Source organism: Nocardia sp. NPDC004151 (assembly GCF_042874235.1).
In the GTDB taxonomy this organism is placed as follows: Bacteria; Actinomycetota; Actinomycetes; order Mycobacteriales; family Mycobacteriaceae; genus Nocardia.
In genome coordinates this window covers 482506-502092 of sequence record NZ_JBIAMR010000002.1, presented here as the reverse complement: position 1 = coordinate 502092, position 19587 = coordinate 482506, and the positions used below count along the sequence as shown (strand labels likewise).

Annotated in this window: 22 protein-coding genes; 4 read left to right on the top strand and 18 right to left on the bottom strand. The window is 68.7% G+C overall.

Going from position 1 to position 19587, the window contains the following annotated elements; translation table 11 throughout:
• Positions 1 to 239: 239 nt before the first annotated feature.
• The 7 genes from ACFYTS_RS05970 to ACFYTS_RS05940 all read right to left on the bottom strand — a co-directional run bounded on the left by ACFYTS_RS05970 (position 240) and on the right by ACFYTS_RS05940 (position 5745).
• Positions 240 to 1748: a YifB family Mg chelatase-like AAA ATPase gene (locus ACFYTS_RS05970; RefSeq protein ID WP_387301672.1), complete on the bottom strand. Its 1509-nt coding sequence runs from the start codon at positions 1746 to 1748 to the stop codon at positions 240 to 242.
• Position 1749: 1 nt separating this feature from the next.
• Positions 1750 to 2106 (bottom strand): YraN family protein, encoded by a 357-nt coding sequence (locus ACFYTS_RS05965; RefSeq protein WP_357281572.1) that lies wholly within the window; start codon positions 2104 to 2106, stop codon positions 1750 to 1752.
• A gap of 86 nt (positions 2107 to 2192) precedes the next feature.
• Positions 2193 to 2498: a DUF2469 domain-containing protein gene (locus ACFYTS_RS05960; RefSeq protein ID WP_040859817.1), complete on the bottom strand. Its 306-nt coding sequence runs from the start codon at positions 2496 to 2498 to the stop codon at positions 2193 to 2195.
• A gap of 43 nt (positions 2499 to 2541) precedes the next feature.
• Entirely contained in the window at positions 2542 to 3285 is a 744-nt protein-coding gene (locus ACFYTS_RS05955; protein WP_379280674.1) for a ribonuclease HII, read from the bottom strand.
• Between the two features lie 30 nt (positions 3286 to 3315).
• Positions 3316 to 4134: a signal peptidase I gene (lepB, locus tag ACFYTS_RS05950; RefSeq protein ID WP_387301669.1), complete on the bottom strand. Its 819-nt coding sequence runs from the start codon at positions 4132 to 4134 to the stop codon at positions 3316 to 3318.
• Positions 4135 to 4326: 192 nt separating this feature from the next.
• Positions 4327 to 4668 carry a 50S ribosomal protein L19 gene (gene rplS, locus ACFYTS_RS05945; RefSeq protein WP_120737548.1) on the bottom strand — a complete coding sequence of 114 codons (342 nt, stop codon included), beginning with the start codon at positions 4666 to 4668 and terminating at the stop codon, positions 4327 to 4329.
• 174 nt (positions 4669 to 4842) lie between these two features.
• Entirely contained in the window at positions 4843 to 5745 is a 903-nt protein-coding gene (locus ACFYTS_RS05940) for a hypothetical protein (protein WP_387302076.1), read from the bottom strand.
• 139 nt (positions 5746 to 5884) lie between these two features.
• Here ACFYTS_RS05940 and ACFYTS_RS05935 point away from each other — a divergent pair, with 139 nt between their 5' ends.
• Positions 5885 to 6094: a TOBE domain-containing protein gene (locus tag ACFYTS_RS05935; protein WP_357281576.1), complete on the top strand. Its 210-nt coding sequence runs from the start codon at positions 5885 to 5887 to the stop codon at positions 6092 to 6094.
• A gap of 154 nt (positions 6095 to 6248) precedes the next feature.
• Positions 6249 to 6608, top strand: a complete 360-nt coding sequence (locus ACFYTS_RS05930; RefSeq protein ID WP_357281658.1) for a VOC family protein — start codon at positions 6249 to 6251, stop codon at positions 6606 to 6608.
• A 244-nt stretch (positions 6609 to 6852) separates the two neighbouring features.
• Here the strand turns inward: ACFYTS_RS05930 and ACFYTS_RS05925 are convergent, their stop codons facing one another.
• The gene (locus ACFYTS_RS05925) at positions 6853 to 9255 is read right to left on the bottom strand and encodes a Tex family protein (protein WP_387301667.1); all 2403 of its coding nucleotides are present in this window, start codon (positions 9253 to 9255) and stop codon (positions 6853 to 6855) included.
• A gap of 120 nt (positions 9256 to 9375) precedes the next feature.
• On the opposite strand from ACFYTS_RS05925, the gene ACFYTS_RS05920 reads away from it, so the two are divergent.
• Positions 9376 to 10596, top strand: coding sequence for a PQQ-binding-like beta-propeller repeat protein (locus tag ACFYTS_RS05920; protein WP_387301665.1), 1221 nt, complete (start codon positions 9376 to 9378; stop codon positions 10594 to 10596).
• 93 nt (positions 10597 to 10689) lie between these two features.
• Here ACFYTS_RS05920 and trmD read toward each other — a convergent pair whose 3' ends face one another.
• The 7 genes from trmD to ACFYTS_RS05885 form a co-directional block, all read right to left on the bottom strand.
• A complete protein-coding gene (gene trmD, locus ACFYTS_RS05915) occupies positions 10690 to 11391 on the bottom strand; it encodes a tRNA (guanosine(37)-N1)-methyltransferase TrmD (protein ID WP_387301663.1) in 702 nt (233 codons plus the stop codon).
• Between the two features lie 4 nt (positions 11392 to 11395).
• Complete coding sequence (rimM, locus tag ACFYTS_RS05910; protein WP_357281582.1) at positions 11396 to 11935, bottom strand: ribosome maturation factor RimM; 540 nt, start codon at positions 11933 to 11935, stop codon at positions 11396 to 11398.
• Entirely contained in the window at positions 11936 to 12178 is a 243-nt protein-coding gene (locus ACFYTS_RS05905; protein WP_029930032.1) for an RNA-binding protein, read from the bottom strand.
• On the bottom strand, positions 12178 to 12624 hold the full coding sequence (gene rpsP, locus ACFYTS_RS05900; protein ID WP_357281584.1) for a 30S ribosomal protein S16: 447 nt from the start codon (positions 12622 to 12624) through the stop codon (positions 12178 to 12180). Before rpsP ends, ACFYTS_RS05905 begins: the two co-directional genes overlap by 1 nt.
• 420 nt (positions 12625 to 13044) lie before the next feature.
• Positions 13045 to 14277, bottom strand: a complete 1233-nt coding sequence (locus ACFYTS_RS05895; protein ID WP_387301660.1) for a hypothetical protein — start codon at positions 14275 to 14277, stop codon at positions 13045 to 13047.
• A gap of 130 nt (positions 14278 to 14407) precedes the next feature.
• Entirely contained in the window at positions 14408 to 14932 is a 525-nt protein-coding gene (locus ACFYTS_RS05890) for a Uma2 family endonuclease (protein WP_387302074.1), read from the bottom strand.
• Between the two features lie 163 nt (positions 14933 to 15095).
• Positions 15096 to 16196: an amidohydrolase family protein gene (locus ACFYTS_RS05885; RefSeq protein WP_387301658.1), complete on the bottom strand. Its 1101-nt coding sequence runs from the start codon at positions 16194 to 16196 to the stop codon at positions 15096 to 15098.
• 113 nt (positions 16197 to 16309) lie between these two features.
• Between ACFYTS_RS05885 and ACFYTS_RS05880 the strand changes: the two genes are divergently transcribed.
• Complete coding sequence (locus ACFYTS_RS05880) at positions 16310 to 16774, top strand: DUF1801 domain-containing protein (RefSeq protein WP_357281589.1); 465 nt, start codon at positions 16310 to 16312, stop codon at positions 16772 to 16774.
• Between the two features lie 71 nt (positions 16775 to 16845).
• Here ACFYTS_RS05880 and ACFYTS_RS05875 read toward each other — a convergent pair whose 3' ends face one another.
• The 3 genes from ACFYTS_RS05875 to ACFYTS_RS05865 form a co-directional block, all read right to left on the bottom strand.
• The gene (locus ACFYTS_RS05875) at positions 16846 to 17583 is read right to left on the bottom strand and encodes an MBL fold metallo-hydrolase (RefSeq protein WP_387301656.1); all 738 of its coding nucleotides are present in this window, start codon (positions 17581 to 17583) and stop codon (positions 16846 to 16848) included.
• Positions 17584 to 17644: 61 nt separating this feature from the next.
• On the bottom strand, positions 17645 to 19219 hold the full coding sequence (ffh, locus tag ACFYTS_RS05870; RefSeq protein ID WP_357281591.1) for a signal recognition particle protein: 1575 nt from the start codon (positions 19217 to 19219) through the stop codon (positions 17645 to 17647).
• Positions 19220 to 19268: 49 nt separating this feature from the next.
• Positions 19269 to 19577 (bottom strand): hypothetical protein, encoded by a 309-nt coding sequence (locus ACFYTS_RS05865; RefSeq protein ID WP_357281592.1) that lies wholly within the window; start codon positions 19575 to 19577, stop codon positions 19269 to 19271.
• Positions 19578 to 19587 lie beyond the last annotated feature (10 nt).

The following is a 19587-nucleotide window of genomic DNA, read 5'->3' as shown; positions in this document are numbered from 1 at the left end:
GATCGACTCGCCGGGCGGAGCCGCCGTTTCGTCATCAGGAGTACGCACGGTCATGCCATGCGTCCGCGCTTCGATCGGGCCGTCAACAGTGGGCACGGGCATATCGCCGGTCCGAGGCGCGGTCGTATCGAGATCGACGGTCGCAGCAGCGGATCGATTCGCCTCATCCGTTGGGGGCGAATCGGATTCGCCGCTCACAGCGGGCCGACGTGTCGGATCCGGTCCTTTCATGCTTTCGCTCATGTTGTACCTCGCTGCCGGAAGCTCAAGGCTTGCAGGACGTCCTGGGCATTCGGTATGTCGCCGCCGCGAAGGTCGCAGACGGTCCACGCGACTCTGATTGCGCGGTCGGCACCGCGGGCGGACATGCGGCCGTGTTGGAGAGCGTTCTCGACCGGGGCGAGGGCCTCGTGGGGGAGGCGGAAGCGTTGGCGGAGAACGTGGCCGGGGACTTCGGCATTGGTGGACATGCCGAGTTCGATCCATCTCTTCGCGGCAGCCGCGCGGGCCGCGGTCACGCGGGCGCGGACGACCTCGCTGGTCTCGACCTCGTCGCCGGTGAACGCGCCCGCGGCCTGGGCGTGCATCTGCACGGCGATGTCGATGCGATCCATCAGTGGGCCCGAGAGTTTGCCGAGGTAGCGACGGCGAGCCAGGGGCGCACAGATGCAGTCGATATCCCGGGCGGGGGCACACGGACACGGATTGGCCGCCAACACGAGCTGAAATCTCGCCGGGAAGCGGGAGACTCCGTCCCTGCGCGCGATCCGAACCTCGCCCTCCTCCAAGGGAGTTCGCAAGGCTTCGAGGACCTTGGCGCCCAGCTCCGCGCATTCGTCGAGGAACAGGACACCACGATGGGCGCAGCTCACCGCGCCCGGCCGCGCGGAACCGGAACCGCCGCCGATCATCGCCGTGACCGACGAGGAGTGGTGGGGCGCCACGAATGGCGGCGCGGTGATCAGCGGTGCGTCGCCGGAGAGCGTGCCCGCGACCGAATGGATCGCGGTCACCTCCAGGGAATCCCGCTCACGCAGCGGCGGCAGCAGACCTGGAAGGCGTTGCGCCAGCATGGTTTTCCCGATGCCGGGCGGACCTGTCAGCAGCAGATGGTGCGCACCGGCCGCGGCCACCTCCAGCGCCCAGCGCGCCTCGTCCTGGCCCACCACCTCGCTGAGGTCTCCGATCGGTGGATCGGCAACCGGCAGGACCGGATCCGGGACGGTCAGTTCTCCCCCGCCGCGCAGCCAGTCGAGCAGTTCGAGGAGGGTGGCCGCGCCGAGGACTCGGATGCCGTCGACCAGGCCCGCTTCGGGCAGGGCGGCGGTGGGGACGATGACGGTGCGGCGGCCCGCGTTTCGGGCGGCGAGGACCGCGGGGAGGATGCCTCGGACTCGGCGGACGCGGCCGTCGAGGGCCAGTTCGCCGAGTAGGACGGATTCGGCGAGGCGGTCGGCGGGGATGACTCCCGCCGCGTCGAGGACCGCGCCGGCGAGGGCGAGGTCGTAGACGCTGCCCACCTTCGGGAGGGTGGCCGGCGACAAGGCCAGGATGACGCGGCCGTCGGGCCATTTCTCGCCGGTATTTGCCACTGCGGCTCGGACTCGGTCCCGGGATTCCTGGAGGGTGGTGTCGGGGCGGCCGACGAGGTGGACCGAGGGGAGGCCCTGGCCTATGTCGGCTTCGATTTCCACGAGTTGGCCTTCGACGCCGTTGACGGCGACGGAGAAGGCCCTGCCGAGGGGCATGTCAGAACGCCGCCTTCAGGTGCAGGATCTCCGGTGGGCGGCCGGGGCGCAGGATGACGGAGACGACGTCGAAGCGGATGCGCGGGAAGGGGCCGGGGTTGGCGTGCAGCCAATGGCGGGCCAGGGTGCGGATGCGTTGCTGTTTGAGAAAGGTGACGGCTTCCTCGGGGCGGCCGCAGGTCAGGTTGCGGCGGGTTTTGACCTCGATGAAGGCGGTGATGTCGCCCTCGCGGGCGATGAGGTCGAGTTCGCCGTAGCGGCATCGCCAATTGCGGGCGACGATCGACATGCCCGACGTGCGGAGATAGTCCGCGGCCAGGTCTTCCCCCTGCGCTCCCAGCGCCAGATGCTGTGCCATTCAGCCAGCATGGCCGCGCCCGTACCGGACGCGGCCATGCCGAACTGGGAAAACAGCGGGGCTGGGGATAACCTCCAGCCTGTGGATCAGTCGGGAAGCCGCAGGTCGGTCTTCTCCAGCTCTTCGATATTCACGTCTTTGAAGGTGATCACGCGAACGTGCTTCACGAAGCGGGCGGGCCGGTACATGTCCCACACCCATGCATCCGACATCCGAACCTCGAAGTACACCTCGCCATCGGCGTTCTGCGGACGCAGTTCGACGGAATTGGCGAGGTAGAAGCGACGCTCGGTCTCCACCACGTACGAGAATTGCCCGACGATGTCCTTGTACTCGCGGTACAGGGATAGCTCCATCTCGGTTTCGTACTTCTCGAGGTCCTCGGCGCTCATCGGGTGGAACGTCCTCCTTGTCGCCCAACTGGGTGTAGAGACATCATCCCGCATACGCCGTGTCGGTAGCCACTCGGCCGGTCTCCCGGACGTTTCGCCACGATCGACGGTGCTCGGGCGTGATGCCGAGACGGGTCAGCGCCTCATTGTGCTCGGGGGTGTTGTAGCCCTTGTGGGCCGCGAAACCGTAGCCGGGATACTCGCGGTCCATCTCGACCATCATGCGGTCGCGGGTCACCTTGGCCAGCACGCTGGCGGCGGCGATACAGGCCGCGGACGCGTCGCCGCCGATCACCGGCAGCGACGGCACCGGAATGCCCGGCACCCGGAAACCGTCGGTGAGCACGTAGCCGGGCACCGGATCGAGTCCGGCCACCGCGCGCCGCATGCCCTCGATATTGGCCACGTGGATGCCGATGGCGTCGATCTCCCAGGCCGGGATCACCACCACCGACCAGGCCAGCGCGATCCGCTTGATGATCGGGAACAGCTGCTCACGGGTGTTCTCGGTGAGCTTCTTGGAATCGTCGAGGCCGGCCAGCGAGGTGTAGGCCTTGGGCGGTAGCAGGCAGGAGGCGACGACCAGCGGTCCGGCCGAGCAACCGCGCCCGGCCTCGTCCACGCCCGCGACCGGGCCCAGTCCGCTGCGGATCAGCGCGGCCTCGAGCGTGCGTAGCCCGCCCGCCTGCCGCATCACCACGCGCGGCGGCCAGTCGCCGCGGTCGATCCGCTGAATCTTCTTGCCGCCGCGCTCCTTCCGGCGCGCGCCGGCGGCTCCGCCTGCCATCTTCCCCACCGGTCGATTATCTCGCGATTCTCAGTTCGTCTGCGGGTTCTCGGCCCGGACCGGACCGATGCGGCTGGGTGGCCAGATCTTGAACACGGCCTTGCCGCGCACATCCTTGACCGGGACGGTGCCGTTGAGCTCGTCGCGCATGTGATAGCGGGAGTCGGCCGATTCGGCGCGGTTGTCGCCCATCACCCACAGATTGCCCTCGGGCACCTTGACCTCGGGGAACGCGCGACCGCCGGCATTGAACTGGATGTCGGGGTTCTGTGCGTTGAACGGGTTGTTGTGCAGCACGTACGGCTCGTCGAGCGGCTTCCACTCCGAACCGGGGGCGCTGTCCTTGACCAGGATCCGGCCTTGCGCGTCACAGCATTTGACCGACTGGCCGCCCGTCGCGATGACGCGCTTGACCAGGTCGTTCTCGTCCGGCGGTACCAGGCCGAAGAAGGACAGGAAGTTCTGGACGCCGCGCACCGCGGTGTTCGACGAGCGGATCGACTTGTAGTGCCGGTTCCAGTCGTCGGTCGGGCCGACGAAGACCACCACGTCGCCCGGCTCCGGGTCGCCGAAGTAGTAGCTCAGCTTCTGCACGTAGATGCGGTCACCGGTGCAGCCCGCGCACCCGTGCAGGGTGGGTTCCATGGACTGCGACGGGATCACGTACGGCCGCCCGATGAAGGTCACCAGCAACGCGACGATCAACGCCGCGAAACCGACCAGGATGGGCAGCTCTTGCCAGAACGGGCGCTGCTTCTTCTTCGGCTTCGGCTGAAGGGTTTCGGGCGTTTGGGACCCATTGCCATCGCCCGACCCGGACTTCGTCACCGACTCGCTCTCGTCTGCCACCGGAACAGAGTAGCCCGGCACCGCGAAGAACCATGCGGTGCCGGGCTACTCGGCGTCGGCGAGCCGACAATCAGGCATTGTGGCGAGCCGACGATCCAGCATTGTGGCGAGCCGACGATCAGGCATTGTGGCGAGCCGACAGTGATGCTCTGTGAGAACCGATCCCCCGACGAGTCGGGGGCGGTCGCTACCTCAGCGCTTCTCCTTGATCTTGGCGGCCTTGCCGCGCAGATCGCGCAGGTAGTACAGCTTGGCGCGACGCACGTCACCGCGGGTCACGACCTCGATCTTGTCGAGGTTGGGGCTGTGCACCGGGAAGGTGCGCTCCACGCCGACACCGAACGACACCTTGCGCACGGTGAAGGTCTCGCGGATGCCACCGTTCTGGCGGCGGATGACGACGCCCTTGAAGACCTGGACTCGCTCCTTGTTGCCTTCAATAACCTTCACGTGCACGTTGACAGTGTCACCCGGGCGGAAGTCCGGGATGTCGTTGCGCAGCGAGCTTGCGTCGACGAAGTCGAGGGTGTTCATGTCCGTCCTTATTGGTTTTCGCGCGAACAGAGGAACCTGGCGGCTACCCGGGGAGGGTGCTCTACCGGTTCGTGCTCCGGATATTTGGGCGGTGCCCGGGCGAAGTGCACCCAAGGCAACCTGAGCATTGTGCCAGAGGACGCGACCCGGACGGGAATCGGGGTCGGGCGCCGGCTATTGGCTGTCGACAGGCTCCGGGGGCCGCTCCTCGTGCTTGCGGACCGGGAGCAGGTGGATGTGCGTCGGCGGCGGGGCGGGCGGGGCCGGGACGATGGTACGGGTCAACTCCTCCTCGGTGGCGCGCAGGACGTGCGCGGCATCGGGTTTTCCGGCGAGGAGGTCCTGGACGAAGATCTTGGCGCGGATCATCGGGCGGCGGTACCGGCGTTCACGGCGCATGGCGCGGCGCATCAGGCCCGAGCGCGAGCCGTAGCGCCAGCGGGCCCAGGGCGCGCCGGGACGGCTCAGACGCAGCGCGCCGATGAACAGCAGCGGCGGAAAGAACATGCCGAACAGACCGGTCCAGATCTTGCCCTTGGCGATGACGACGGCCGCGAGCAGCAGGTTCATCAGCGCGAAGGCAATGGTCAGCAAACGCTCGGGCACATTAGGTTCGGACCGCAGGTCCCGCACGTCGCCGATATCGAGCAGCCACAGCGGATGGAACCCGAGCAGCAGCAGCCCGGTCACCGCGAGGGCCACGAACACCGCGTCCACCGAGGTCCGGCCCTGCTCCTCCCAGTACACGTCGCGCAGGTAGTAGATGAGCGCGAACTCGTCGAGCACCAGGGCCGCGCCGAGCCCGAAAACCGCTGCCAGCGCGCTGATCACGCCGTCCGAGCTCTGATACAGCGCCACCAGCCCCATGCCGGAACCGAGCACCAGGATCACGCCGAACACCATGTGATGGATGTGCACGTCCCCGGCCCGCACATTGCCGGGCCACCACCGCACCTGTTTGCGGATGAGCCGCACACTGATCCGGATCAACAGGAATCCGATGATGAACCCCAGCAGCAGGCATGCCAGCGGCAATCGGCCGTGCGCCACCACGACATCTTCCCACCACTGCCGCACATGCATGCCCGTGTCGCCTCCGGAATCCTCGCGCGAACCGCAACCCCCGCCACGCTACCCGTGTCCGAGATCGGCACGCCGAGATCACAATCACCCGACGACGACTACAGCAACCAACCAGCCAACTACGCTGGCGATCATGCGACTGAGTACACGAAATCAACTCGATGGAACGGTCACCCAGGTCACCCGCGGCGAGGCCATGGCCGTCGTCCGCATCCGCCTCACCGGTGGTGACGAGATCACCTCCTCCATCACCCGCGACGCCGCCGACGACCTCGGCCTGGCCGACGGCACGCCCGTCAAGGTCCTGATCAAATCGACCGAAGTCTCGCTCGGCGTCGAATAGCCGCCCCGGAGCGGCCGAGCCGGACCCGATCCCCCTCGGCCGCTCCACTTTTCACCACCCCGCTCGACCCGCCAGGACGGCCGGGCCGTCGGTCCGCACCGGTACCGTCCCGGGCATACCGCCGTCGACGAACGGAATCCGCATGCCGAACGAGATCGCCTTCGAGAGCGTCGCCCCGGTCATCCCCGTCCTCGACCTCGACGCGGCCCTGGACCGCTACCGCCGCCTCGGCTTCACCACCCGCGCCTACGAGGGTGACGCCCGCTACGGCTTCGCCGACCGCGGCGGCATCGCGCTGCACCTCACCGAATGGAGCGAGCACGATCCGAAGCGCACCGCCTCGGCCGTCTACCTCTCTGTGTCCGACGCGGACGCCCTGCACGCCGAATGGTCCGCCGCGGAGCTCCCCGGCTGTCTCACCGCTCCGGCTGACACCGATTACGGCCTACGGGAATTCGCCTACGTCGACCCCGACGGCACCCTCCACCGCGTCGGATCTCCGCTCCCCCGCTAGCCCGCCGATCCCTCCCGATTCGAGAGCATCTCGCTATCAACGGCTTTGCGTGGGCGCGGCGCCGGGGCTACGCGGCGAAGGCCGGCTGGTCATCTCCGACCTCGCCGAACGTCTGAACGTGCGCGCGCGGTGACCTGCGGGCCGGCGAGATCACCTCGCTTCGGCGGCTCGCCCCGAACTGATCGGACAGGCCCGAAAAGCCGTGTGGGCCCCAGGGATTCCGGGGCCCACACGTCGCGTGACGCTACTTTCCGAAGCCGGCGCGGCGCAGTGCGTCGGCCATGGAGCCGCTGGCAGCGGGCTGGTTGCGGCGGTCCTGGTTGCGGTTGCCGCCGCTCTGGCCGCCTTGACGGTTGCCGCCCTGGCGGGCGCCGTTGTCGCGCCCGCCGCGCTGGCCGCCACCCTGGTTCCCGCGGGGGCCGCGGTCGCCGCGGTCCTGCTTGGGCTTGCCGGGCTCGTCGTCCAGGCGCAGGGACAGGCCGATGCGCTGACGCTGGACGTCGACCTCGAGCACCTTGACCTTGACCACGTCGCCGGACTTCACGACCTCGCGAGGGTCCTTGACGAAGTTGTGGGACAGGGCCGAGACGTGAACCAGGCCGTCCTGGTGGACGCCGACGTCGACGAACGCGCCGAACGCGGCCACATTGGTGACGACACCCTCGAGCACCATGCCGGGCTTCAGGTCGGCGACCTTCTCGATGCCCGCGGCGAATTCGGCGGTCTTGAACTCCGGTCGCGGGTCGCGGCCGGGCTTCTCGAGCTCGGAGATGATGTCGGTGACGGTCGGGACACCGAACTGCTCGTCGGTGAAGTCCGCGGGACGCAGGGCGCGCAGCGCGGAGGTGTTGCCGATGATCTCCTTGACCCCCTTGCCGCTGGCGTCGAGGATGCGGCGGACCACCGGGTAGGCCTCGGGGTGCACGCCGGAGGTGTCGAGCGGGTCGTCACCCTCGCGGATGCGGAGGAAGCCGGCGCACTGCTCGAAGGCCTTGGGGCCCAGGCGCGGCACGTCCTTGAGCCCGGCGCGGTTGCGGAACGGGCCGTTGGCATCGCGGTGGGCCACAATGGATTCGGCGATCGAGTTGGAGATGCCCGACACCCGCGACAGCAGCGGGACCGAGGCGATGTTCACGTCGACGCCGACCGCGTTCACCGCGTCCTCGACCACTGCGCCCAGCGAGCGGGCCAGCAGGGTTTCGGACACGTCGTGCTGGTACTGGCCGACGCCGATGGACTTCGGGTCGATCTTCACCAGCTCGGCCAGCGGGTCCTGCAGTCGGCGGGCGATGGAGACCGCGCCGCGCAGCGACACGTCCATGTCCGGCAACTCCGCGGAGGCGTACGCCGAGGCCGAGTACACCGACGCGCCGGCCTCGGACACCACGATCTTGGTGGGCTTGTGTTCCGGGATGCGCGAGATCAGTTCGGCGGCAAGGGCGTCGGTCTCGCGGGAGGCGGTGCCGTTGCCGATGGCGATCAGTTCGACGTTGAACCGGGCGACCAGTGCGCCCAGCACCGCGAGGGACTTCTCGGTCTGGCCCTGCGGCTTGTGCGGGTAGATGACCTCGGTGGCGACGACCTTGCCGGTGGAGTCGACCACGGCCACCTTCACACCGGTCCGGTAGCCCGGGTCCAGGCCCATGGTGGTGCGGGTGCCTGCGGGCGCGGCGAGCAGCAGGTCGCGCAGGTTGGCGGCGAACACGTCGACGGCGTCGCGTTCGGCGGACTGGCGCAACCGCATCCGGGTGTCGATGCCCAGGCTGACCTGCAGCTTGGTCCGCCACGCCCAGCGCACGGTGTCCAGCAGCCAGCTGTCGGCGGCCCGGCCGCGATCGGCGATGTCGAACTTGACGGCGATGCGGCCCTCGTAGATGGAGCGCTGCCCGTCCTCGAGCTCCTCGGTGTCGGGTTCGAGGTGCAGGTTGAGCACCTCTTCCTTCTCACCGCGCAGCAGCGCGAGGATGCGATGCGAGGGCAGCTTGTGGAACGGCTCGGAGAATTCGAAGTAGTCGGCGAACTTCGCGCCCGCCTCCTCCTTGCCCGCGCGCACGGTCGAGGACACCTGGCCGCGCTCCCACATGAGTTCGCGCAGTTCACCGACCAGGTCGGCGTCCTCGGCGAAACGTTCCACCAGGATGGCGCGGGCGCCGTCGAGCTGTTCGGCGTTGTACTGCGCGGGATCGGTGGCGGGGTCGCCCAGCAGCGCGTCGGCCACCGGCTCGTGCCCGGCCTCACGCGCGATCTGCGCCTTCGTGCGCCGCTTCGGCTTGAACGGCAGGTAGATGTCCTCGAGGCGGGCCTTGGTGTCGGCGAGCATGATCTGCGCGTGCAGCGCGTCATCCAATTTGCCCTGGCCACGGATCGATTCGATGATCGAGCCCCGGCGTTCGTCGAGTTCACGCAGGTAGTGGAGGCGCTCGTCGAGGGTGCGTAGCTGCGCGTCGTCGAGCCCGCCGGTGACTTCCTTGCGGTAGCGGGCGATGAACGGCACGGTCGAGCCGGCGTCCAGGAGTTCGACGGCGGAGCGCACCTGCTCCTCGCGCACGCCCAGCTCATCGGCGATACGCCGGCCGACGCTGGCGAGGCGGACGGTGCCGGTGGCACCTGCGGATGCTGCGCTGACGGTTTCGGAGGCTGTCGTCACGCCCGCAGACACTACCGCCGTCGCCCGACACCCGGTGCAACGCCCACGCGCGATTCGGTCCGTTCTGTCCCGCGAGTCTCCGATCGGCGCGCCGCGAGGCCGGTGGCAGGATCGACCCCCGTGCCGATCCCGACTCTGCGCGAACGTGTTCCACGTCGAGTGTTCCGGGCCTGCGCCCGCGTCGCCCTGGCGGCGGGGCTGGCGGCGGCCGCGACGGGCTGTGGTTCGAGTGGTTCCGCCACCATCACCGACGGATCCACGGTGCCCGACGTGGACCTGAACGCGGTCAAGACGCTGTCTCTGGGCCCGAACGAATCCTTCGGGGTCATGTCCACGGGGGTATACACCCTGGCCGACGACGGGATCACCCGCGTGGATGTCCGTACCGGACTACAGCTTTGGAAGATCGCGTCGACCGGCGCTCCGCCCGAGCAGGGCAAGATCCAGGTGCTCGACCGCGGACATGTGATGCTGGCCGGATGGCAGGACACCCCGGGACTGACCGCCTACGACACCACCTCCGGCAAGCGGCTGTGGGACACCCCGGCCGAGCAGTGGTTCGAGTCGGATTCCGCCACCGGGCAATTCGTCCATTTCGATCCGCGCACCGGCGCGCAGCGATGGTCGGTCGATCCGGGAACACTCGGTTGCGCCACACCGCTGCCGAAAGACCTTCCGGCTCTGTTCGATTCGGATGCGCCCAGCCTGGCCGAAGGACCCGGCGTGGTTGTGTTCCGCTGCGCCGCGGCGGGCGGCCGGACAATCGTCGGCGGACTCGATCGCACCACCGGATCCACCGTCTGGCGTCGCGACCTCCCTGAGAAGGGGAACTTCCTGCGCGGGCCCGGCCGGATGGCCATCGTGGTGACAGAGGGCACCGTCGACACCGTCGACATGGCCGACGGCGCCTCACTCGGCACCCGGCAAGCCGCCTCCGACAAGGAATTCCGCGCACTGCTCGCCGACGGGTCGTCACTCACGATGGACAGCTACGTCATCGCCGACGACACGAACATGCGGCTGCAGGCGCCCGACGGCACCGTCCGCTGGAGCGTGCCGCTGGACGCGACCAAGGAGGAGATGCAGCCGCTGATGGTGAGCAGCCGCAACGCGGTCTTCCTGCTCATGCGGGAGAACGGCGGCGCCAAGGCGTGGCTGGTGGCCTACGACACCAAGAACGGCAAACGGACCGTCGTCCTCGGCCCGGGCCCGACCGCGGCGGGCGAAAAGCCCACGCTCACCATGAATCTGGACATCTCGCGCACGCGCCTCTACCCCGCGCCGTGGGGCATCCTCGTCACGGGTCCGGACAACAGCTTCGCCGCCATCCCGAAACGCTGACCACGCGAGCGACCAGTCTCAGCCGAGTTCGGTCCGCGCGGCCTCAGCCGAGTTCGGTCGGTGCGGCCTCAGCCGCGTTCGGTCGGTGCGGCCTCAGCCCAGTTCGGTCGGTGCGGCCTCGGGCAGCAGGTCGGGCCTGCGCTCGGCGGTGCGTTCCAGCGACTGCTCACGCCGCCACTGCGCGATCTTGGCGTGATTGCCGGACAACAGGATCTCCGGCACGTCCAGTCCACGCCAGCTCACCGGCCGCGTGTAGGACGGACCCTCGAGCAGGCCGTCGGAGAACGAATCCTGTTCGTGGGACTGCTGATTGCCGAGCACACCGGGGATCAGCCGGACGAACGCCTCGGTCATCACCAGCACCGCGGCCTCGCCGCCGATCAGCACGTAATCGCCGATGCTGACCTCCTCGACGCGCACGCGCCGCGCGGCATCGTCGAAGACCCGCTGGTCGATGCCCTCGTAGCGGCCGCACGCGAACACGACGTGCTGTTCACCGGACCAGCGTTGCGCGGTCTCCTGCGTGAACGGCACGCCCGCGGGGGTGGGCACCACCAGCAGGGCGTCGTCCGGGCACACCTCGTCGAGGGCGTCGCCCCACACGGTCGGTTTCATGACCATGCCGGGCCCGCCGCCGTAAGGGGTGTCGTCCACGGATTTGTGCACGTCGTGGGTCCAGTGGCGCAGGTCGTGCACCTCGACCTCGAGCAGTCCCTTGTCGATGGCCTTGCCCAGCAAGGCCGCTCGCATCGGCTCGAGGTATTCGGGGAAGATCGTGACGACGTCGATACGCATGCCGCTACTCCGGGTCCAGCAGGCCCTCGGGCGGGTCGATGACGATCAGGCCGTCGGCGACGGACACGGTCGGCACCATGGCCAGCACGAACGGCACCAGGATCTCCCGGCCCGCGGGCGGGAAGGCGTCCCCGGCCTTGATCGAGAGCAGTTCTCCCGCAGCGGAATGCAGCACTTCGTTGACGGTGCCGACGACGGTGCCGTCGGCGAGTTCGACGCGGAGCCCTTCGAGCTCGTGGTCGTAGTACTCGTCCGGATCCTGCGACGGCGGCAGATCGGCGGTGTCGACCACGAACAGCATGCCGCGCAACGCATCCGCGGCGGTGCGATCGACGAGCCCGTCCAGACGCAGCAGAAGCCGGCCCGAGTGCTCCCGGGCCGACTCCACTACGAATTCCTGCGTCTGCTTCGCCCGCGGCAGCTTCCCCGTGAGGACGCTGCCGGGCGCGAACCGCAGTTCCGGCTCGTCGGTGCGGACTTCTACGACGAGTTCGCCACGCACACCGTGCGATTTGGCGACCCGTCCGACCACGAGCTCCGTCATCTACTGATCCGTGTCGACCACGTCGACGCGAATGCCCTTGCCGCCGATGCCGGCGACCAGGGTGCGCAGGGCGGTCGCGGTACGACCGCCGCGACCGATCACCTTGCCCAGGTCGTCGGGGTGCACGTGCACCTCGACGGTGCGGCCACGACGGCTGGTGATCAGCTCGACGTGGACGTCGTCCGGATTGGCGACGATGCCGCGAACAAGATGTTCGACGGCATCAGCCACGACGGCGCTCATTACTCGGCAGCTTCGGCGGTAGCCTCAGCGGCCTCGGCCTCGGCGGCCTCGTCCTTCTTGGCGGCCTTCTTCTTGGGGGTGACGGCCTCGGCGACCGGCTCGTTCTCGGCGGCGGCCAGCGCGGCGTTGAACAGGTCCAGCTTGGACGGCTTCGGGGCCGCGACCTTCAGGGTGCCCTCGGCGCCCGGCAGGCCCTTGAACTTCTGCCAGTCGCCGGTGATCTCCAGCAGACGCTTCACCGGCTCGGTCGGCTGCGCGCCGACACCCAGCCAGTACTGGGCGCGCTCGGAGTCGATCTGGATGAGCGAGGGCTCCTGCTTCGGCTGGTAGATGCCGATCGACTCGATGGCGCGGCCGTCACGACGGGTGCGGGCGTCAGCGACGACGATGCGGTACTGGGGGTTGCGGATCTTGCCCAGACGGGTCAGCTTGATACGAACAGCCATGAGCTGCTTCCTTTCAAAGGTTGGTCACGTCGCAATTCAGCGACCCACTCGCGGTGGGCCCGGTTTTGCGTCAAGTGCTGTGACCGCCGCGCGGTACGGAACCGGAGACGGGCTGACACTGTCCTCGATGAGGACGGTCGTTCATTCTGCCAGACCCCCGTCCGACCGGAGAAATCGCCCCGCAACCCCCGGAAACGGCGACAGCCCACCGGAGGGTCCCGATGGGCTGTGACCGTACCCGCCGCTAGTTCGGGGTCGAGCTGCCCGAGGTCAGCAGCTTCACGATCAGTCCGGCCAGCACGCTGATGGCCAGGGCTTCGATGGAACCCACGGTCGTTCTCCTCATCAGGGGTCGAGAAATGAAACGTGTGAAGCATGCACGATTCACTATCGCCGCGCAGGCGAATCGACAGAAGAGTCCTACCGGCGACGCATGCAGATGGTCAGGCCCGCGGTGGTGCCCGGGCCGTAGGTCAGACTGACCGCGGTGCCGGCGGGACATACGTTGTCGTTCGAGTCGTGGCGATCGGTCACCTCGTACCGGGCCCCGGGGTCCCCGCAATAGATCCGGTGTGTCGCCGACGCCGAGGTCGCGCGGACATTGTCGTCGGTGATGCAGTCACCGACCACCGCGTACCGCGAATCACTCAGATCCGCCGGGCCCATGCAGACCACGAGCACCAGATCCGTCTTGTCGTTGCCGCGGGTGAACACCGAGTTCGCCCCCAGATCGTCCGAGCATTCCGGGTGCGCGGGCTTGCCGTAGCTGGTGCGCACCGACAACACCCGCTGCGATGCGCCCGGATCGGTGCAGGCCACCTTCCTCATGGTGTTGCGGTCACCGCAGTCACCGAGTTTCGCGGTACCCATGGACGTGGCGTCGGTGTCATCGGCACACACCACGATCGCCCGGCCGCCCAGCGAGGACTGTGCGAACGCCATCCGCGCGACCGGATGCTGCTTACACGCTTGATCGGTGACCGGAACCTTCGTATGCAGTTCGACGGCAACGACTTTCGCCGGCGCGGGCGTCATACCGCAGTCGACCCGGGTCAGGGTGTCCCCCGCGCCCTTCACGTCAACGCAGTCCTCGGACCGCAGTGAGCCCGGGTCCGTGAGATTGAACCGGGTCGGGGCCAGACACAGGATGGTGCTGGTCCGCTTGCCCGACACGGGCCACTCGGTCACCGCCCGGGTGGCGTCGGCGTATTTCGCGCACGCCCCTTCCACCGGGAACACCAGATCCTCGCGGCCCACGATCGTGTACAGCGAATGCTCGTCACCGCACCCGTACACCACGGGCTTCACCGGAGTCTCGAGCGCGACACACGCCCCGACCGGGAACGCCACCGGATCCGGCCGGGTGAGCACCCACCCGAACAACGCCGACGCCGCCCCCACGATCACCACCGCCAGCACCGCGCCCCACACCCACCACCGCCGCTTCCGTGGCGCCGAGGGAGAAACCCCCGGCGCATCACCCGCCGGCACAACTCCCGCAGGCGGCGGATACCCGCCCGCCTTCTGCGGCCGCTCCCCCGGACCATCAGCCGAAACCGTCGGCCCCCAACCGAGATTCACCTCCTCGGACTGCCCGGGCGACTGGTCCGACGGCCCCGCCACGCGGGCGCCGGGATCGGATGGTTCGAGCATGGTTCCCTCCCACGGAATGCTGCGGAAACTCTCCGCGACAATGCAGGGGGCGATCCTAAGTTCCGGCATCTCGGCTGCCGGGTGACGGATTCGGGTACCTATACGCCGTGGTTGGGTCGGCGCGGACCGATCAGCGAAGCTCCGCTGTCGCAATCTCGACCGAGACCGGGGCGGGCGGCGACACTACTTCACCCTCGGCCGCGTAAATCTCTTGGCGATAGCCGGATTCGCCCAGTCGATAGCCGCAGAATTTGGCGGGTTTGTCTTCGGGGAGTTCCACGATCCACAGATAGGGAACTCGAGCGGCGGCGTACCCGGCGATCTTCGTATCGCGTTCCTCACGCGTGTTTCCCGACGACCAGACTTCGACGGCCAACACCAGTTCGTGCGCCTCGAAACTCTTGCGGTGCGCGACGACCGCGACATCGGGGATGACGCCGGTCCGGAACGCGGTACTGATCTTCACGCCGACGCCGGGGAGCACCTGGAGATCCGATCGCCCCGCGGCCCGGACCGCCGCGCGAAGCGCCACGAACAATTCACCGGTCGCGTACTGGTGCGACCCCGTGGGCGGAGGTGTCATGTAGAGGTACCCCAGGACGAGCTCGAGACGAGATCCATCGGACGGCTGCTCTGCGGCCAGCCAGTCTTCCATCGTTGACGGGCCGAGTGGGTGGAACGTCGAAACCTCAGCGGTCATCGTCATTTCCCGTCCGATCTGTCCGGGTGTCGGTTCAATCTGATCGACATTGTTTCATGCGCTGAACAGTCGTGGCCCGAACGCGGGACATGCGCCGCTGATCCACGCACCGGCAGGCTCAGCGGTACGCGGTCACCGGGTCGCGGCGGTCGTAGACGCGGCCGCGCAGGACGACCCAGGACGGGGTGGTGAGGATGCGGAGGTTGACGCGGGGGTCGTCCTGGTAGACAACGAAATCGGCGGGGGCGCCGGGGGTGATGCCGGGGTGGGCGAGCCAGTCGCGGGCGTTCCAGGCGGACGCGCCCAGCGCGTCGTGCGCGCTGAAACCGGCTTCGGTCAGGGCGATGATCTCATCGGCTATGCGGCCGTGGCGGATGGAGCCGCCCGCGTCGGTGCCGGTGTAGACGGGGACCCCGGCCTCGTGGGCCTTGGCGACGGTGTCGCGGGAGCGGCGGTGGAGGTCGCGCATGTGAGCGGCGTAGGCGGGGAATTTGGTTGCGCCGTCGGCGATTCCGGGGAAGGTGTCGATATTGACGAGGGTGGGGACCAGGGCGGTGCCCTGAGCCGCCATGGTGGCGATGGTGTCGTCGGTGAGGCCGGTGCCGTGTTCGATGCAGTCGATGCCCGCGGCGAGCAGCCCGGGCAGGGCGTCCTCGCCGAAGACGTGGGCGGTGACGCGGGCGCCCTCGCGGTGGGCGGCGTCGATGGCGGCCTTCAGGGCCGGATCCGACCACAGCGGCGCGAGGTCGCCGACCGCGCGGTCGATCCAGTCGCCGATGATCTTGACCCAGCCGTCGCCCCGGCGCGCCTGCTCGGCGACGATGTCGGGCAGGTCGCGCTCGTCGTCGAGTTCGATGCCGAGTTCGCGGATATAGCGTTTGGGGCGGGCGATGTGGCGGCCCGCGCGGATCACGCGCGGCAGATCGGCGCGCTCGTCGAGGAAACGGGTGTCGACCGGTGAGCCCGCGTCCCGCAGCAGCAGCGCCCCGGCGTCCCGCTCGACCTCGGCCTGGGCGATCAACCCGTCCGAATCCTCGTGCCCACCACCGTATTTGATGCCGACATGGCAGTGCGCGTCGACCAGGCCGGGCAGGATCCAGCCGGAGGCGTGCACGGTGTCCGCGCCGGGCACCGGCTCGGCGGAGATCACCCCGTCCCGTACCCACAGATCGCGGAGTTCGCCGTCGGGCAGGACAAAGCCACGGAAATGCAGCCGCATGGGATCACTATCGCACGGCCACCGAATCGATCGGTTTCGAAGAAGCCTCCGGCCGCCGCCGCTTCCTAGCATGAGAAGAGTCCCCATCGACACCGACGACGGAGGAAACCACCATGGCCACCAAGCAGGGCGGCACCGCGAAGAAGAAGCCCGCATCGGCGTTCACCACCGACGAACTCGCCGCGATGAAGGAGCACGCCGCCGAGGTGAAGAAGGCCAACGCCCGCGGCGGCAAGGCCACCAAGGCCGACGGCACCCGCGACGTCCTCGACAAGATCGCCGAACTCGACGGCACCGACCTGCACATCGCCCAGCGCCTGCACGCCCTCATCACGGCCGCGGCCCCCGACCTGGTCCCCCGCACCTGGTACGGCATGCCCGCCTACACCCGCGACGGCAAGAACGTCTGCTTCTTCCAGCCCGCGGCCAAGTTCAAGAACCGCTACACCACCCTCGGATTCGAGGGCGCGGCCAATCTCGACGACGGCGGCATGTGGGCGACCTCGTTCGCCATCACCGAGATGACGCCCGAGATCGAGGCCCGGATCACCGCCCTCGTGAAGCAGGCCGCCAGCTGACCGACCCGGCCCGCTCCCCGGCAACCGCACCACCGCGCTACGGCCACGCGGACGCCGGGGCTCCGCGACCGCTACGCCCGCGCGAAAGCGCCGAGCAACGCGGGCAGGTCCTCGCGGATCGGGAGTCCGTGCCCGGGCACCAGCACCTCGGCCCCCAGGTCGGCGAGGCTCCGCGCGCTCGCCAACGTCCCGGCCTCGTCGTGGTTGAACACGCCCGGCAGCAGCTGCAAACCGGTCCCCCGCGCGATGGGGTGACCGGTGACCAGGGCGTCCCCGGAGAACAGCACACCTTCCGACGGCATGAAGTACGCGGTGTGACCGTTCGTGTGACCGGGCGTCGGCACCGCGACGAACCCGCCCGGCAACGCCGCCAGGGTCTCCGCGTCCGCCGCCACCGCGGTCGGCACACTCATCCCGATATGCCCCACGCAGGCCCGCAGCGTCTGCGCCACCCACACCGCGCCGCGCCGACTCCCCAACTGCCCCACCATCTGCAGCGGCGTGATCTGCTGCAGATACTCCCGCTTGGCGTGGCGGACCTCCTCGGCCCCGGTGTACACCGGCACCCCGGCCCGCTCGACCAGGGCCGGCACCGCCCCGATGTGATCCAGATGCGCGTGGGTCACCAGGACCGCCGCGATATCGCCGAGCTGATGCCCGATCTGGGACACCGAACTCAGCACCGCGGCGGTATCGGCGGGATACCCCGCGTCCACCACGGTCACACCACGATCATCACTGACCAACGCCCAGTTGACGTTCGTCCCCGCCACGACGTACACGGAATCGGAAACCTGATCGATTTTCACGCCCGAACCGTACCGACGATCCGACCGCCGCACACGGCGACACGAAACCCGCTGTGATCCGTCAGTTCTTGGGGAAATTCAGCTTGCTGAGATCGAAGCCCTCGAGGCCCGGGGGCAGTTCGTTGAGGCCGGCCGGAAGGTTGGAGAGGTCCGGCATACCGCCGGGCATGCCGCCCGGGAGGCCGGGCATGCCCGGGAAGCCGCCGCGCACCTTGGGCGGGGTCGGGCCGCGTCCGCCCTTCTTGCCCTTCTTGCCGCCCTTCTTGGTGTTCTTACCGCCCCGGTTGCCGCCGGGGAAGCCGAACTGGCGGCTCATCGCGCCCATCATCTTCTTGGCCTCGAAGAAGCGGTCCACGAGCTGGTTGACATCGGAGACCGCCACACCCGAGCCGTTGGCGATGCGCAGGCGGCGGGAGGCGTTGATGATCTTCGGGTTGGCGCGCTCGGCGGGGGTCATGCCGCGGATGATGGCCTGCACGCGGTCGAGCTGCTTGTCGTCGACCTGCGCGAGAACGTCTTTCATCTGGCCCGCGCCCGGCAGCATGCCCAGCAGGTTGCCGATCGGGCCCATCTTGCGGATGGCGAGCATCTGCTCGAGGAAGTCCTCGAGGGTCAGCTCACCGGAGCCGATCTTGCGGGCGGCCTCCTCGGCCTGCTTGGCGTCGTAGACCTGCTCGGCCTGCTCGATCAGGGTGAGCAGGTCGCCCATACCGAGGATGCGCGAGGCCATGCGGTCGGGGTGGAAGACGTCGAAGTCCTCGAGCTTCTCGCCGGTGGAGGCGAAAAGGATGGGCTGGCCGGTGATCTCACGCACCGACAGCGCCGCGCCACCGCGGGCGTCACCGTCGAGCTTGGTCAGCACGACACCGGTGAAGCCGACACCGTCGCGGAAGGCCTCGGCGGTGGAGACCGCGTCCTGACCGATCATGGCGTCGAGGACGAACAGGGTCTCGTCGGGGTTGACGGCGTCGCGGATGCCCGCGGCCTGCCGCATGAGCTCCTCGTCGATGCCGAGGCGACCGGCGGTGTCGACGATGACCACGTCGTACTGCTTGGCCTTGGCCTCCTCGATGCCGGCGCTCGCGACGTCGACCGGATCGGACGCGGAGACGCCCAGCGGGTTCTCGCCGCCGCCGATGGAGGTGCCCGGGTGCGGCGCGAAGACCGGCACCCCGGCCCGCTCGCCGACCACCTGCAGCTGGGTGACCGCGCCCGGACGCTGGAGGTCGCACGCGACCAGCAGCGGCGTGTGCCCCTGGCCCTTCAGCCATTTGGCGAGCTTGCCCGCGAGGGTGGTCTTACCGGCACCCTGCAGACCGGCCAGCATGATGACCGTGGGCGGGTTCTTGGCCAGGCGCAGCCGCCGGGTCTCGCCGCCGAGGATATTGATGAGTTCCTCGTTGACGATCTTGACGACCTGCTGGGCCGGGTTCAGCGCCGCGGAGACCTCGGCGCCCTTGGCGCGCTCCTTGATCTTCGCGATGAAGCCGCGCACCACGGGCAGCGCGACGTCGGCCTCGAGCAGGGCCAGGCGGATCTCCCGAGCGGTCGCGTCGATGTCCGCCGGCGACAGGCGTCCCTTGCCACGCAGATCCTTGAGGGCACCGGCCAACCGGTCGGAAAGGGATTCGAACACCGATGCTCCTGATCTCGAGGGACGTTCACTCGAGATACCAGGGTAGTGGTTATTCGAGCGACCGCGGGCGGGGGCCGGGGCGGCGCAGGTCGTGCTTCTCGATGGCAACCATGCCGACCGCCTCGCGGGCGGTGAGGCCCAGCTCCAGGGCGAGCCCGTCGAGGATCGCCCAGCCGGCGTCCGACGGGCTCTCGCCGGTGACGGCGGAGGCGATGGTCATGGCGGTCACGGCCTGCTGCCCGGTGAGGGTCCGGCCGGGCAGCCAGGAGACCACCCAGCGGTCGCCACCGACACAGCGGGCGATGTGCGCGGTCAGATCGCTCGTAATCATCGACGCGGAAACGACTTCGATTGCCACCGACTCACTC